The organism is Streptomyces sp. NPDC004539 (assembly GCF_040610055.1).
In the GTDB taxonomy this organism is placed as follows: domain Bacteria; phylum Actinomycetota; class Actinomycetes; order Streptomycetales; family Streptomycetaceae; genus Streptomyces.
The window spans coordinates 285268-298708 of sequence record NZ_JBEXLS010000003.1 but is presented as its reverse complement, the minus strand read 5'-3'; the positions used below and the strand labels follow the sequence as shown (position 1 = coordinate 298708).

The window sequence follows — 13441 nt, the reverse complement described above, 5'->3', positions numbered from 1 at the left end:
GTCGCCGCCTTGGTACTCGGTTGTCACCACACGTCGAGTGTTGGTAACGGCACCGTCCACTCCGATCGACTGGTCACAAAGAGATCGATATTGATCGTTTCGCATACCCCTAGGGGTGACGGCTTCCGCTTGTGACCGGTTCGTTGACCATTAGCATCGCCTTCCATGGAGCCCCGTCTGTCCCACCGGGTGGCCGATTCGGTCGCCACGGTCGTCATCTCCCATCCCGCGCGGCGCGGCGCCATGACGACGGCCATGTGGCGCGCGCTGCCGCCGCTGCTCACCGGGCTGGCGGCCGACCCGCGCGTGGGCGCGCTGGTGCTGACCGGTGAGGGCGGCACGTTCTGCGCGGGCGCCGACATCTCCGAGATGCGCGGGTCGGCCGCCGAGGCGCGGGAGCTGGCGGTCCTCGCGGAGGAGGCCCTCGCCGCGTTCCCCCGGCCGACGCTGGCCGCCGTGCGGGGGCACTGCGTGGGCGGCGGGGCGCAGTTGGCGGCGGCCTGCGATCTGCGGTTCGCCGAGGAGGGGGCGCTGTTCGGGGTGACGCCCGCGAAGCTCGGGATCGTCTACCCGGCGTCCAGCACCCGGCGGCTGGTGTCCCTGGTGGGGCCGTCGACCGCGAAGTGGCTGCTGTTCTCCGGGGAGCTGATCGGTACGGAGCGCGCGCTGCGCACCGGGTTCGTCGACGAGGTGCTGCCGGAGGGGGAACTCGGCAAGCGGGTCGAGGAGTTCACCCGGGTCCTGGTCTCCCGCTCCCGGCTCACCCAGTGCGCCGCGAAGGAGTTCGCGGACGGCCGCACCGACCGGGACGCGCACTGGGCGCGGGAGGAGCGCGACAGCGGGGACACGGCGGAGGGGGTCGCCGCGTTCCTGGAGCGCAGGGAGCCCCGGTTCAGCCGGCAGGCGTGAAGCGGGAGCGTGTCCTGAGCCTCTCGACGAGGTGGGCCGGGGCGGTGTGCGGGGAGCCGGCGTCGTACGGGGGCTCGGGGGCGTACTCCAGGATCAGCTGGGCGAGCTGGGCCTGTTCGTCGCCGGCGATGCGGCCGAGCAGGGCGAGGCCCATGTCGATGCCGGAGGAGACGCCCGCGGCGGTGACGTACTTGCCGTCGAACACGACGCGCTCGCCGGCCGGTTCGGCGCCGAACGCGGCGAGCGTGTCCAGGCCCAGCCAGTGGGTGGTCGCCCGGCGGCCCGCCAGCAGTCCGGCGGCGGCCAGCAGCAGGGAGCCGGTGCACACGGACGTCGTCCACGTGCTGGCCGTGTCGGCCTCGCGCAGCCACTCCAGGAGGCGTCCGTTGCCCATCTGCGGGGTCTGGCCGGGGCCTCCCGGGACCACCACGACGTCGGGGCGGGTGACCTCCGCGAGCGTGCGGTCCGCGGTGAGGGCGAGGTGTCCGGTGTGCGCGCGGACCGGCCCCGCCTCCTCGGCGACGAAGACGATCTCCGCGCCCGGGAGGTGCTCCAGGGGCTCGTAGGGGCCCACCGCGTCGAGGGCGGTGAAACCGTCGAACAGGACGATGGCGATCTGCATGGCAGCGGGTTCCTCTCGGTGGTGGTCAGCCCGCCGGGGCGGGGCGGAAGCGGCGGCGGTACTCGGCCGGGGACGTGCCCAGGGCTTTCACGAAGGCGCGGCGCATGGCCTCGGGGGTGCCGTAGCCGCTCGCGCGGGAGATCTGGGCTATTCCGTCGGGGGTGTCCTCCAGGAGGCGGCGGGCGTGTTCCAGGCGGACGTGGTCGACGTAGCGGCCGGGGGTGGTGCCGGTCTCGGCGCGGAAGGCGCGGGCGAAATGGCGGGGAGACAGAGCCGCGCGAGCGGCCAGCGAACCGACGTCGAGGTCTTCCGCCGGGTGCTCCGAGATCCAGTGCTGGAGGTCCCTGAGCGGTGCGCGCCGGGCGGTCTGAGCGGTGAGCTGGGCGCTGAACTGGGCCTGGTTGCCGGGGCGGCGCAGGAAGACGACCAGGTGACGGGCGACACCGAGGGCGATGTCACGGCCGAGGTCCTCCTCGACGAGGGCGAGCGCGAGGTCGATGCCGGAGGTCACGCCCGCCGAGGTGGAGACGGCGCCGTCCCGGACGTAGATCGGCTCGGGGTCGACGTCGATCGCCGGGTGGTCGCGGGCGAGGCGTTCGCAGTACGCCCAGTGGGTGGTGGCGCGGCGGCCGTCCAGCAGTCCGGCCTCCGCGAGCCGGATCGCGCCGGTGCACACCGAGACGAGACGCCGGGCCCGGGGGCCGTACTCCCGCAGCCAGCCGACCAGTCCGGGGTCCTCGCCGCGCGTCCCCCGCCCGCCGGGCACGATCAGCGTGTCGGGGACGGGTACGGCGGACAGGGGCGCGTCCGGGACGAGGGTGAGGCCGCTGGAGGTCCGTACGGGGGCGCCGTCCAGGGAGGCCGTGCGGACGCGGTAGCTGCCGGGGGCGTGCGCGTCGGCGCCCGCGAAGACCTCCGCCGGGCCGGTCACGTCGAGGCTCTGGACGCCGTCGAAGAGGACGACGAGGACGGTGCGCTCTGCCATGTCACCGATTCTTCGCGGCCGTCTCCGTGGCCGCAATGACGGGCTTCCCACCTTTTCCGCCATGCCTTTTCCGGTGCCTTTCCTGCGCCCAGGTCACCCGCTGTCAGTGGCACCTGCCACAATTGCGACGCAAGCCGACGTGGAGAAGGCGGTACGGGTCGTGACCGAAGCAGGGTCCATCGAAGGCAGGATCGCCGAGGAGCTCGGCGTACGGGAGCGGCAGGTCAGAGCGGCCGTGGAGCTGCTCGACGGCGGCTCGACGGTGCCGTTCATCGCCCGCTACCGCAAGGAGGCGACGGAGATGCTCGACGACGCGCAGCTGCGCACGCTCGAAGAGCGCCTGCGCTACCTGCGCGAGCTGGAGGAGCGGCGGACGGCCGTCCTGGAGTCGGTCCGCGAACAGGGCAAGCTCACCGGCGAGCTGGAGGCGCGCATCCGGGGCGCCGAGACGAAGGCGCGGCTGGAGGACATCTACCTCCCGTTCAAGCCGAAGCGGCGTACGAAGGCGCAGATCGCGCGCGAGGCCGGTCTCGAACCGCTCGCCGAGGGGCTGCTCGGCGACCCGTCCGTGGACCCGCTGGCCGCGGCGACCGCCTTCGTGGACGCCGACAAGGGCGTCGCCGACCCGCAGGCCGCCCTGGACGGCGCGCGGGCGATCCTCACCGAGCGCTTCTCGGAGGACGCCGACCTGATCGGCGAGGTCCGCGAGCGGATGTGGACGCGCGGGCGGCTGGCCGCGAAGGTCCGCTCCGGCAAGGAGGAGGCGGGCGCCAAGTTCGCCGACTACTTCGACTTCGCCGAGCCGTTCACGGCCCTGCCCTCGCACCGCATCCTGGCGATGCTGCGCGGCGAGAAGGAGGACGTCCTCGACCTCGTCCTGGAGCCGGAGGAAGCCCAGGAAGGGGCCACCTCCTCGTACGAACCGATCATCGCCTCGCGGTTCGGGATCGCCGAGCGGGGCCGCCCCGCCGACAAGTGGCTGCTGGACACGGTCCGCTGGGCCTGGCGCACCCGCATCCTCGTCCACCTCGGCATCGACATCCGGCTGCGCCTGCGCACGGCCGCCGAGGACGAGGCGGTGAACGTGTTCGCCGCCAACCTCCGCGACCTCCTGCTCGCCGCCCCGGCCGGCACCCGCGCGACGCTGGGCCTCGACCCCGGTTTCCGCACCGGCGTGAAGGTCGCCGTGGTCGACGCGACGGGCAAGGTCGTCGCCACGGACGTCATCTACCCGCACGTCCCGGCGAACAAGTGGGACGAGGCGATCGCCAAGCTGTCGCGCCTCGCGAAGGAGCACGCGGTCGAGCTGATCGCCATCGGCAACGGCACGGCGTCCCGCGAGACCGACAAGCTCGCCGGGGAGCTCGTCGCGAAGCACCCCGAACTGAAGCTCACCAAGGTCATGGTCTCCGAGGCCGGCGCCTCCGTGTACTCCGCGTCCGCGTTCGCCTCGCAGGAACTCCCCGACATGGACGTCTCGTTGCGCGGCGCCGTCTCCATCGCCCGCCGCCTCCAGGACCCGCTCGCCGAGCTGGTGAAGATCGACCCCAAGTCGATCGGCGTCGGCCAGTACCAGCACGACCTCTCCGAGGTGAAGCTCTCCCGCTCCCTCGACGCGGTCGTGGAGGACTGTGTGAACGGCGTCGGTGTCGACGTCAACACGGCGTCCGCCCCGCTGCTCGCCCGGGTCTCCGGGGTGACGTCCACGCTCGCCGAGAACATCGTCTCCCACCGTGACTCGAACGGGCCGTTCCGGTCGCGGACCGAGCTGAAGAAGGTGGCCCGGCTCGGGCCCAAGGCGTACGAGCAGTGCGCCGGGTTCCTGCGTATCCGGGGCGGGGACGACCCGCTGGACTCCTCCAGCGTCCACCCCGAGGCGTATCCCGTCGTCCGGCGCATGGTGAAGACGTCCGGGCAGGAGGTGGCGGCGCTCATCGGCAACACGGGGGCGCTGCGCTCGCTGCGGGCGGGGGACTTCGTCGACGAGACGTTCGGGCTGCCCACCGTTTCCGACATTCTCCGGGAGCTGGAGAAGCCCGGGCGTGATCCTCGGCCCGCCTTCAAGACGGCCACGTTCAAGGAGGGCGTCGAGAAGATCGGGGATCTGGTGTCCGGGATGGTGCTGGAGGGGGTCGTCACGAACGTCGCCGCGTTCGGGGCGTTCGTCGATGTCGGTGTGCATCAGGACGGGCTCGTGCATGTGTCGGCGATGTCGCGGACGTTCGTCAAGGACCCCCGGGACGTGGTGAAGCCGGGGGACATCGTCAAGGTGAAGGTGCTTGACGTGGACATTCCTCGGAAGAGGATCGCGTTGACGTTGCGGCTGGAGGACGAGGCGGCGGCTTCGGAGCCCAAGGGGCGCCAGCAGCGGGGTGGTGGGCGTCCGCCTCAGCAGCGGCAGCAGCGGCCTGCGGCGGCTGCGCCGGCCAACAGTGCGATGGCGGATGCGTTGCGGAAGGCTGGCCTGGTGGACCCCAAGAAGGGCAGGCGCTAAGGGTTTGTGGGGAACTGCGGGTCCGTCGTGGCTGGTCGCGCAGTTCCCCGCGCCCCTAAAGAACCTTCACTTGGCCTGCGTCCACCACCAGGCGGCGCGTCACCTGGACCGCGTCCAGCATCCTCCGGTCGTGCGTGACCAGGAGCAGCGTGCCCTCGTAGGCGTCCAGCGCTGATTCCAGTTGTTCGATCGCCGGTAGGTCGAGGTGGTTCGTCGGCTCGTCCAGGACCAGGAGGTTCACGCCTCTGCCCTGGAGGAGGGCCAGGCCCGCTCTCGTTCGTTCGCCCGGGGAGAGGGTCGCCGCCGGGCGCAGGACGTGGTCCGCCTTGAGGCCGAACTTGGCGAGGAGGGTGCGGACTTCGGCCGGTTCCGTGTCCGGGACCGCCGCGCAGAACGCGTCCAGCAACGACTCCGGGCCGTAGAAGAGCCTGCGGGCCTGGTCGACCTCGCCGACCAGGACGCCCGAGCCGAGGGTCGCGGTGCCGGAGTCGAGGGGGAGGCGGCCGAGGAGGGCCGCCAGCAGGGTCGACTTGCCCGCCCCGTTCGCGCCGGTGACCGCGACGCGGTCCGCCCAGTCGATCTGGAGGGTCACCGGGCCGAACTCGAAGTCGCCCAGGCGTACTCGCGCGTCGCGCAGGGACGCCACCACCGAGCCCGAGCGCGGGGCGGCGGCGATCTCCATCCGCAGCTCCCACTCCTTGCGGGGCTCCTCGACGACGTCGAGGCGTTCGATCATCCGCTGGGTCTGGCGGGCCTTCGCGGCCTGCTTCTCGCTGGCCTCGCTGCGGAACTTGCGGCCGATCTTGTCGTTGTCGTTGTTCGCTTTGCGCCGGGCGTTCTTGACGCCCTTGTCCATCCACCCGCGCTGCATCTGGGCGCGGTCCTGGAGGGCGGCGCGTTTGTCGGCGTACTCCTCGTAGTCGTCGCGGGCGTGCCGGCGGGCGGTGGCGCGCTCTTCGAGGTAGGCGTCGTAGCCGCCGCCGTACAGGTTGATCTGCCCCTGCGCGAGGTCGAGTTCGAGGACCTTGGTGACCGTGCGGGTGAGGAACTCGCGGTCGTGGCTGACGACGACCGTGCCGGCCCGCAGGCCCTTCACGAACCGCTCCAGGCGTTCGAGGCCGTCGAGGTCGAGGTCGTTGGTGGGCTCGTCGAGGAGGAAGACGTCGTAGCGGGAGAGGAGGAGGGAGGCGAGGCCCGCGCGGGCGGCCTGGCCGCCGGAGAGGGACGTCATCGGCTGGTCGAGGCCGATGGTGAGGCCGAGGGAGGCGGCGGTCTCCTCGGCGCGTTCGTCGAGGTCGGCGCCGCCGAGGTCGAGCCAGCGCTCCAGGTGGAGGGAGTAGGCGTCGTCGGCGCCGGGGACGCCGTCGGCGAGGCCCTGGGCGGAGTCGTCCATCAGGCGCTGGGCCTCGGCGACGCCGGTCCTGCGGGCCAGGAACTCCCTGATCGTCTCGTCGGGGCGGCGTTCGGGTTCCTGCGGGAGGTGGCCGACGGTCGCGGTCGGCGGGGAGAGCTTGAGGTCGCCCTCCTCCGGGGCGGTCAGCCCGGCGAGCAGTCTCAGCAGCGTGGACTTGCCCGCGCCGTTGGCCCCGACCAGGCCGATCACGTCCCCGGGGGCCACGACGAGGTCGAGTCCGGAGAAGAGGGAGCGGTCGCCGTGGCCGGCGGCGAGGTTCTTGGCGACGAGGGTGGCGGTCACAGAGGGTAGATCCTAGCGGGGTTCGGGGGCGGGGTGTCGTGGGGAGGTTCGGGGGATGGAGCGCGATGTCGTGATCGTCGGGGGTGGGGTCGTCGGGCTGACGACCGGGGTGGTGCTGGCCGAGCGGGGGTGGCGGGTGCGGGTGTGGACGCGGGACGACGTGGCGGGGACGACGTCGGCGGTCGCGGGCGCGTTGTGGTGGCCGTACCACATCGAGCCCCAAGTATCCGCGCGCGCCTGGGCGCTGGAGTCGCTCGACGTGTTCCGGGAGCTGGCGGCGCGCGGGGAGGGCGGGGTGCGGATGGCCGAGGGGGTGCTCGGGGAGCGGTCCCTCGCGGAGGTGGGGTGGCTGGCCGGGGCGGTGCCGGGGCTGCGGGAGGCCACGCCGGAGGAGTATCCGGTGGGGGCGGGGTTGTGGGCGCGGCTGCCGCTGGTCGACATGGCGGTGTATCTGCCGTGGCTGCGGGGGCGGTTGGAGCGGGCGGGCGGGAGCGTCGAGCCGCGGACGGTGGGCGGGCTCGCGGAGGCGGACGCGGCCGTGGTGGTGAACTGCGCGGGGCTGGGGGCGCGGGAGCTGGCGGGTGATCGCGAAGTGCGGCCGGTGCGGGGGCAGTTGGTGATCGTCGAGAACCCCGGGGTCAAGCACTGGGTGGTGTCCGGTGCCGTGGAGGACGGCGAGGGCGGTGACTCGGACGGCGGCGAGGGCGGTGGCGAGGGTGGTTCGCTCACCTACTTCTTCCCCCAGCCCGGCCGGCTCCTGCTGGGCGGTACGGCCGAGGAGGACGCCTGGTCGCTCACGCCCGATCCGGCGGTGGCGGAGGCGATCGTCCGGAGGTGTGCGGTGCTGCGGCCGGAGATCGCGGGGGCGCGGGTGCTGGGGCACCGGGTGGGGTTGCGGCCGGCTCGGGGGGTGGTGCGGCTGGAGCGGGGGGTGCTGGAGGACGGGCGGACGGTGGTGCATCACTACGGGCACGGGGGCGCCGGGGTGACGGTCGCGTGGGGGTGTGCCCGGGAGGCGGCGGGGTTGGTGGAGGGGGCGTGAAAGGGGGGCGGTGGACATGACGGGCGGCGCCGCAGGTGGGTTCCGCGGCGCCGCCCGCCGTGGTCGTCCCCGTCCGGCTACGGCACGCGCCGGGCCTCCGGGACCGGGCCCACGCCGTCGAGCGGGGCGATCGTCCTCGGCGGGGTGGCAGCCGTGCCGGAGGTGGCGCGGGCGAAGGCCGGGGCGCCGCCGACGAGCGGGACGTTCGCCGAGGTGCGGGACAGGTCGAGGGCCAGCGTCGGGGTGTCCGCCGGGGGTTCGATGAGGTTCTTGTCCGTGCCCGCGACGATCAGGGCGAGGCGGTGGCCCGCCGGGATCACGTGGTCGGTGGCGGCCAGGGTGATCGTCAGGGTGTAGCGCTTGCCCGGGGTGAGCGGGACGCCGTGGCCCGGGTTCGCGTACGTGCCGAGATCGGCCCAGCCGCGGCTGACGACGTTGTAGTCGACGGCCGTCGTACGGGCCGCCGTCTCCTTGAAGCAGGCGCTGTCGCCGGCCGTGCTCGCGCCCCAGCAGGTGCGGTTCGTGAGCGTGCTGATGCCCTCGCCGGAGGCCGCGTAGTCGCGGATCGTGTCGGGGCCGAGGTCGACGAGGACGGCGGAGAGGTGGGCCGTCGGCGTCGTGGGCGTCGCGGTGACGGTGACCGTCGGGGAGCCGGCGAGGCGCAGGTCACGGGTGAGGGGGCCGGTGGTGAACCCGGCCTTCTCCGGGGTGGCCGTGTCGATCTTCGCGGACCAGTCGGTCTCGTCCAGCGCGGGGTTGTCGGTGAACGTCTCGGTGCCGGTGCCCTTGCGCAGGCCGAGGACGCCCACGCCGGGCTGCGTGCCGACCGCGGGGCGCAGGGTCGCCGCCCGGGTGCCGGACGGGGGCCAGGCGCGGGACGTCTCCCACTGGTCGGGGTGGCGTTCGACGTCGGCCGTCGGCTCGCGGTCGATGCCGTTGTCGTAGCCGAGGAGTTCGTGGTCGAACCAGCGGTGCAGGGTGTCGACCCAGGCGCCGCGCCGGAAGTCGAAGGGGTCGACGTGGCCCGTCTGGGAGAGCCAGATCTTGCGCTTGACGCCGTGCTGCGCGAGGGCGTTCCACCACTGGCCGAGGTGGTTCGTACGGACGTTGAGGTCCTGCATGCCGTGCACGGCGAAGACGCTGGCCCTCACCTTGCCGGCGTCCTTGACGTAGTCCCGGCCGCTCCACAGGGGCGTCCAGTCACCGGTGCGCGGCGCGCCGTTCTTGAGCTGCTGCTGCACGGCGGCGCACTTGGTGCGGGCGTCCGGGCTGTCGACGTAGTCGGAGAGGTCGTCGGGGCCGCCGTCGTAGAGGGGGGCGCCCTGCTGGAAGTAGTAGTCGTACCAGGAGGAGATCGCGCTGATCGGGACGATCGTCTTGAGGCCCTTGACGCCGGTCGCGGCGACGCCGTTGGCTATCGTGCCGTCCCAGCTCTTGCCGATCATGCCGGTGCGGCCGTTCGTCCAGTCGGCCTTCGCGGTCGTCGTGCCCGTACGCGTCGTGTACGCGGTCGCGCGGCCGTTCAGCCAGTCCACGACCGCCTTCGCGGAGCCGATGTCCGAGGGGCCGCCGATGTCGACGCAGCCGTCGGAGCGGTTCGTGCCGGCGAGGTCGACACCGACGAACGCGTAGCCGCGCGGCACGAAGTAGTTGTCGTAGAAGAGCGGCATCTGTACGACGTTCCCGTTCGCGTCGTACGTCTTCAGCTGGCTCTCGTTGCCCCGGCCGCAGCAGGAGTAGTAGGGACTGGCGTCCATGATGACCGGGACCTTGCGGCCCTGCTGGGCGAGTTCCCTGGGCCGGACGATGTCGACGGCGACCCGGTCCTTCTTCCCGTCGCCGTCCCCGTCGAGGCCCGTGTCGACCCAGACGGACTGGCGTATCGCCTGGTCGTACGAGTAGATCGGCAGACTCTCCCGGGAGCCCGCCTGCGCCGCGGTGGGGGTCAGGAGAGAGGCCGCCACCAGGGTGAGCGTGGCAGCCGCGAGGGGTCTCCAGGTCGTGAAGCGCTTGCGTAGAGGCATGCGCGGGACGCTACATCGGCCAACTCGCCCGTAGAAGAGGGCGTTTGCAAAGGGGGTGCAAGGGCCGTCGCACCCCGCTCAGTCCTCCCCGTGGTCGTACACCGTCACCGCGATCCCTCCGCGCACCAGCCGTTCCTCTATCAGCGGCTCCACCCGGGACCACTTGCCGCCCGCCAGTCCGCAGCCGATGCGCGGCATGTGGACGGACGCGCCCAGTTCGCGGACCCGGGGCTCCAGGCGCTCCAGCGCCGCCTCTATCGCCTCGTACCGGACCGGCACCCCCTTGCTGCCCGTTCTCGTCCCCCGTTGGCCGATCATGTTCGCGACCCAGATGTACCGCTCCACCTGGACGAGTTGGAGCGCCCCCAGCGCGAAGTCGTTCCCCGCGCGCCCCCGGTGCCAGGCCCTGTACTGCGCCTCCGGCTCCGGCCAGCGGCGGGACAGGGCGAGGACGAAGCCCTTGCCCCAGCCGCCGCTGTCGTTGCAGACGTGGGCGATCACCTTGACGCCCTTCACCGACGGTGTGGTGGCGTCCCCCCTCGTGTACCTGATCCCCGACATGGCCCCACCGTAGGGGACGCCACTGACAATCCGGCCTGACCTGCTGTTTCGTCAGTTCCGAGGGCGGAGACCGATCACAGGTAGGCCGATCCCCCCGAGACGTTCAGCGTCTGCCCCGTCAGGAACCCGCTGCCCTCGTCGACGACGTACAGCAGCGTCGACACCAGGTCCCCCGCCTCCTGCGTCCGCCGGACCGCCTGCCGGTCCCGGACCGCCTCGAACCCGCCCGCCCCGCCGACCGTCCGTTCGGCGGTCGCCGTGCGCACCATGCTCGGGGCGATCGCGTTGACGGTGACGCCGTACGGCGCGAGGGCGGCGGCGAGGGAGCGGGTGAGGCCGATGAGGCCCATCTTGGAGGCGACGTAGGGGACCATCGTCGGGGGCGCCGTGAGGACGGCCGCCGAGGCGATGTTGACGATCCGTCCCCAGCCGGCCGCCTTGAGGTACGGCAGTGCGGCGCGCGCGACCAGGAACGGCGCCTCCAGGTTGATCCGCATGACCCGCCGCCACTCCTCGGCGGTCGTCTCCTCGAACGGCCCGGCGGGGTAGACGCCCGCGTTGTTGACGACGACGTGCAGCCCCCCGAACCGCCCGGCGACCCGCTCCACCGCCTCCTCCACCACCCGTTCGTCGCCGACGTCCCCGGTCAGCTCCAGGTACTCCGGGACGCGCGCGGCCGTCTCCGGCTGCGGCAGCAGATCGAGGCCCGCGACCCGGTACCCGTGCCCGCCGAGCGCGACGGCGAACTCCCGCCCGAGCCCCTGCGCCGCTCCGGTCACCAGCGCGGTCCGTGTCTCCATGCGCCGAGTGTGGGGAGCCGGGGTCCGGGCGGCAAGGGCGCATTCCACTCGCCGGAACGCGGCGGTTGCCGGGCGGCGCCGGCGGCCCGACGCTGCGGGACGGACCGAGTCGGCCGTACGGGAGCCGTGCCTGATGACAGAGACCGAGGGTGCCGTGGGCGGTGCCGAGCGCGGCCCCGAGCAGGGCGGCGGGCTTCGACGGAGGAGCCCGCCGACCCGTCGGCCCCATCGTCCACGCGCCCGTCCGGCCGTCCGTCTCCCCCTCCGGCTGCCGGCCCGCCTCCCCGCCCGGGACGAGCTGGGCGTGCTGCTGGTGCTGGGGCTGCTGGTCGCCGGGATCGGTATCCCGTACCCGGACTTCCTCGGTACGGACAACCTGCTGTCGACGGCCCACAACTCGGTCTACATCTCGCTGATGGCGTGCGGGATGGTGTTCGCGCTGGCGATGCGCGAGGTGGACCTGTCGGTGGGCGGCAGCTACGCGATGTGCCTGGTCGTGGGGGCGCTGCTGATCCGGGAGGGGACGCCGCCGTGGCTCGCGGTGCCGGTGGTGCTGCTCACCGGGGCCGCCGCCGGGGTGTTCAACGCGCTGGTGACGACGGTCCTCGCGCTGCCGTCGTTCATCGTGACGCTGGGCACGCTGCTGCTGTACCGGGGCGTCGGCCTCGCGCTCGCGGACGGCAGGCAGATCACCGATCTGCCGCTGGACGACTCGTTCTTCACCGTCGCGGGCGGCGATCCGGGCGGCGTGCCGTTCGCGCTGTGGGTGCTGCTCGCGGTGGTCGCCGCGCTGGCCGTCGTCCTGGCCCGCACCCGGTTCGGGGCCCGCGTGCGGGCCATCGGCTCCAACCCGGACGCCGCCGTCTTCACCGGCATCCCGGTGGTCCGCACCCGCGTCCAGGCCCTCGCCCTGTCCGGCCTCACCACGGCCTGCGCGGCGGCCCTGGCCCTGGCCTTCTACGGCGCCGGCGACCCGACCCTCGGCCAGGGGTACGAGCTCCAGGCGATCGCCGCCTGCATCATCGGCGGCACCCCGCTGGCCGGGGGCCGGGGTTCGGTGGTCGGCGCGGTGGCGGGGGCGATGATCCTGTCGGTCGTCGCCGCCGGGCTCGTCTTCTTCGACGTCCCCATCAACTGGACGTCGTTCGCGACCGGCGGGGTCATCCTCGTCGCCGTCGCGGCCGACAGCATCCTGCGGCGCACCGGGCGCCGCCGTCAGTGAGCCGAGCCCTGGAGGCCGTGATGCAACCGAGAATCCGTACGGTGTCCATGGCGCTCGGCGCGCTGCTGCTGATCGGCGCGGCCGGCTGCGGCAGCGGCTCCGGGTCCGGCGAGGGCGGGAAGCTGGACATGGGGATCGCCGTCGCCAACATCTCGCTGAACTTCGCCCACGAGATGGTGCTGGGCGCCGAGAGCGCCGCGAGCCACGCGGGGGACGTGAACTTCAAGGCCGTCGGGCCGCCCAACACGGACGGGCCGGCCGAGGTGCAGCTCTTCCAGAACCTCACGACCCGGGCGAAGGACGGCATCGTCCTGGAGAACCTCGACCCGCCGATCTTCACCCGGCCCGCCGCGCAGGCCGTCGACAAGGGCATCCCGATCGTCGCGCTGGACACCTCCCCCACCGACGGCTCGAAGATCGGCTTCTACGTCGGCAACGACAACTACGCGCTGGGCGAGCTGATGGCGACGGAGGCGCTGAAGCGGCTCGGCGCGAACCCGAGGGGCGAGGTCGCGATCGGTGTGCCGAACCCGGGGACACCGGTCCTCGACAGCCGGGCCAAGGGCATCGCCGACACGTTCGCGAAGCGGGCGCCCGGCGTGAAGATCGTCGGCCCCTTCCAGACGTACAGCGATCCCGGGCAGAACTACAGCGCCTGGTCCGCGCAGGTCAACGCGCATCCGGACGCCCTCGCCTTCCTCGGGGTCGGGGACGCCGACAGCTACAACCTCGCGAAGATCAAGAAGTCCGGGAAGGGGACGTGGCTGTCCGCCGGGTTCGACGTCGACCCGAAGACCCTGGACGCGGTGAAGGACGGCTCCAACTTCGTCACCGTCGACCCGCAGCACTTCCTCAAGGGCTACCTCTCCACCGCCATGCTGATCGAGGCGGTCCGCGAGAAGGACGGCAAGCTGCCCGAGGGGTGGTTCCTCTCCCCCGGCGCGGTCGTCGACTCCTCGAACGTCGACGAGATCATCGCCCGGCAGAAGTCCGCCGAGGCGGCCTACCAGTGGTACGAGCCGGCCATCGACTCCCTCCTCGGCGACCAGGCCGCCCAGTTGAAGCCGCTCAAGGACGCGCGCTGAC

The 13441-nt window shown here is 72.7% G+C and carries 11 protein-coding genes; 5 read left to right on the top strand and 6 right to left on the bottom strand.

Features of this window, described 5'->3' with window-relative positions; genetic code table 11:
- Window positions 1-165: 165 nt before the first annotated feature.
- Window positions 166-909, top strand: coding sequence for an enoyl-CoA hydratase/isomerase family protein (locus tag ABZX85_RS07875; RefSeq protein WP_355863568.1), 744 nt, complete (start codon window positions 166-168; stop codon window positions 907-909).
- On the opposite strand, the gene ABZX85_RS07870 is transcribed toward ABZX85_RS07875, so the two are convergent.
- Together ABZX85_RS07870 and ABZX85_RS07865 are read right to left on the bottom strand one after the other, a co-directional pair.
- On the bottom strand, window positions 893-1531 hold the full coding sequence (locus ABZX85_RS07870) for a DJ-1/PfpI family protein (protein WP_355863566.1): 639 nt from the start codon (window positions 1529-1531) through the stop codon (window positions 893-895). The genes ABZX85_RS07875 and ABZX85_RS07870 overlap by 17 nt on opposite strands.
- Before the next feature lie 25 nt (window positions 1532-1556).
- Window positions 1557-2516: a GlxA family transcriptional regulator gene (locus tag ABZX85_RS07865; RefSeq protein WP_355863564.1), complete on the bottom strand. Its 960-nt coding sequence runs from the start codon at window positions 2514-2516 to the stop codon at window positions 1557-1559.
- Between the two features lie 160 nt (window positions 2517-2676).
- On the opposite strand from ABZX85_RS07865, the gene ABZX85_RS07860 reads away from it, so the two are divergent.
- Entirely contained in the window at window positions 2677-5010 is a 2334-nt protein-coding gene (locus tag ABZX85_RS07860; protein WP_355863562.1) for a Tex family protein, read from the top strand.
- A gap of 55 nt (window positions 5011-5065) precedes the next feature.
- Here the strand turns inward: ABZX85_RS07860 and ABZX85_RS07855 are convergent, their stop codons facing one another.
- Complete coding sequence (locus ABZX85_RS07855) at window positions 5066-6706, bottom strand: ABC-F family ATP-binding cassette domain-containing protein (RefSeq protein WP_355863560.1); 1641 nt, start codon at window positions 6704-6706, stop codon at window positions 5066-5068.
- 55 nt (window positions 6707-6761) lie between these two features.
- Here ABZX85_RS07855 and ABZX85_RS07850 point away from each other — a divergent pair, with 55 nt between their 5' ends.
- The gene (locus ABZX85_RS07850) at window positions 6762-7748 is read left to right on the top strand and encodes an FAD-dependent oxidoreductase (protein ID WP_355863559.1); all 987 of its coding nucleotides are present in this window, start codon (window positions 6762-6764) and stop codon (window positions 7746-7748) included.
- A gap of 77 nt (window positions 7749-7825) precedes the next feature.
- On the opposite strand, the gene ABZX85_RS07845 is transcribed toward ABZX85_RS07850, so the two are convergent.
- From ABZX85_RS07845 to ABZX85_RS07835, 3 genes are all read right to left on the bottom strand, one after another.
- Window positions 7826-9772 carry a Xaa-Pro dipeptidyl-peptidase gene (locus ABZX85_RS07845; RefSeq protein ID WP_355863557.1) on the bottom strand — a complete coding sequence of 649 codons (1947 nt, stop codon included), beginning with the start codon at window positions 9770-9772 and terminating at the stop codon, window positions 7826-7828.
- Window positions 9773-9850: 78 nt separating this feature from the next.
- Window positions 9851-10333, bottom strand: coding sequence for a macro domain-containing protein (locus ABZX85_RS07840; protein ID WP_355863555.1), 483 nt, complete (start codon window positions 10331-10333; stop codon window positions 9851-9853).
- 74 nt (window positions 10334-10407) lie between these two features.
- A complete protein-coding gene (locus tag ABZX85_RS07835; RefSeq protein ID WP_355863553.1) occupies window positions 10408-11133 on the bottom strand; it encodes an SDR family oxidoreductase in 726 nt (241 codons plus the stop codon).
- Between the two features lie 133 nt (window positions 11134-11266).
- On the opposite strand from ABZX85_RS07835, the gene ABZX85_RS07830 reads away from it, so the two are divergent.
- Complete coding sequence (locus ABZX85_RS07830; protein WP_355863551.1) at window positions 11267-12355, top strand: ABC transporter permease; 1089 nt, start codon at window positions 11267-11269, stop codon at window positions 12353-12355.
- A 20-nt stretch (window positions 12356-12375) separates the two neighbouring features.
- Window positions 12376-13440 carry a substrate-binding domain-containing protein gene (locus ABZX85_RS07825; protein ID WP_355863549.1) on the top strand — a complete coding sequence of 355 codons (1065 nt, stop codon included), beginning with the start codon at window positions 12376-12378 and terminating at the stop codon, window positions 13438-13440.
- The last annotated feature ends 1 nt before the right edge of the window (window position 13441 follow it).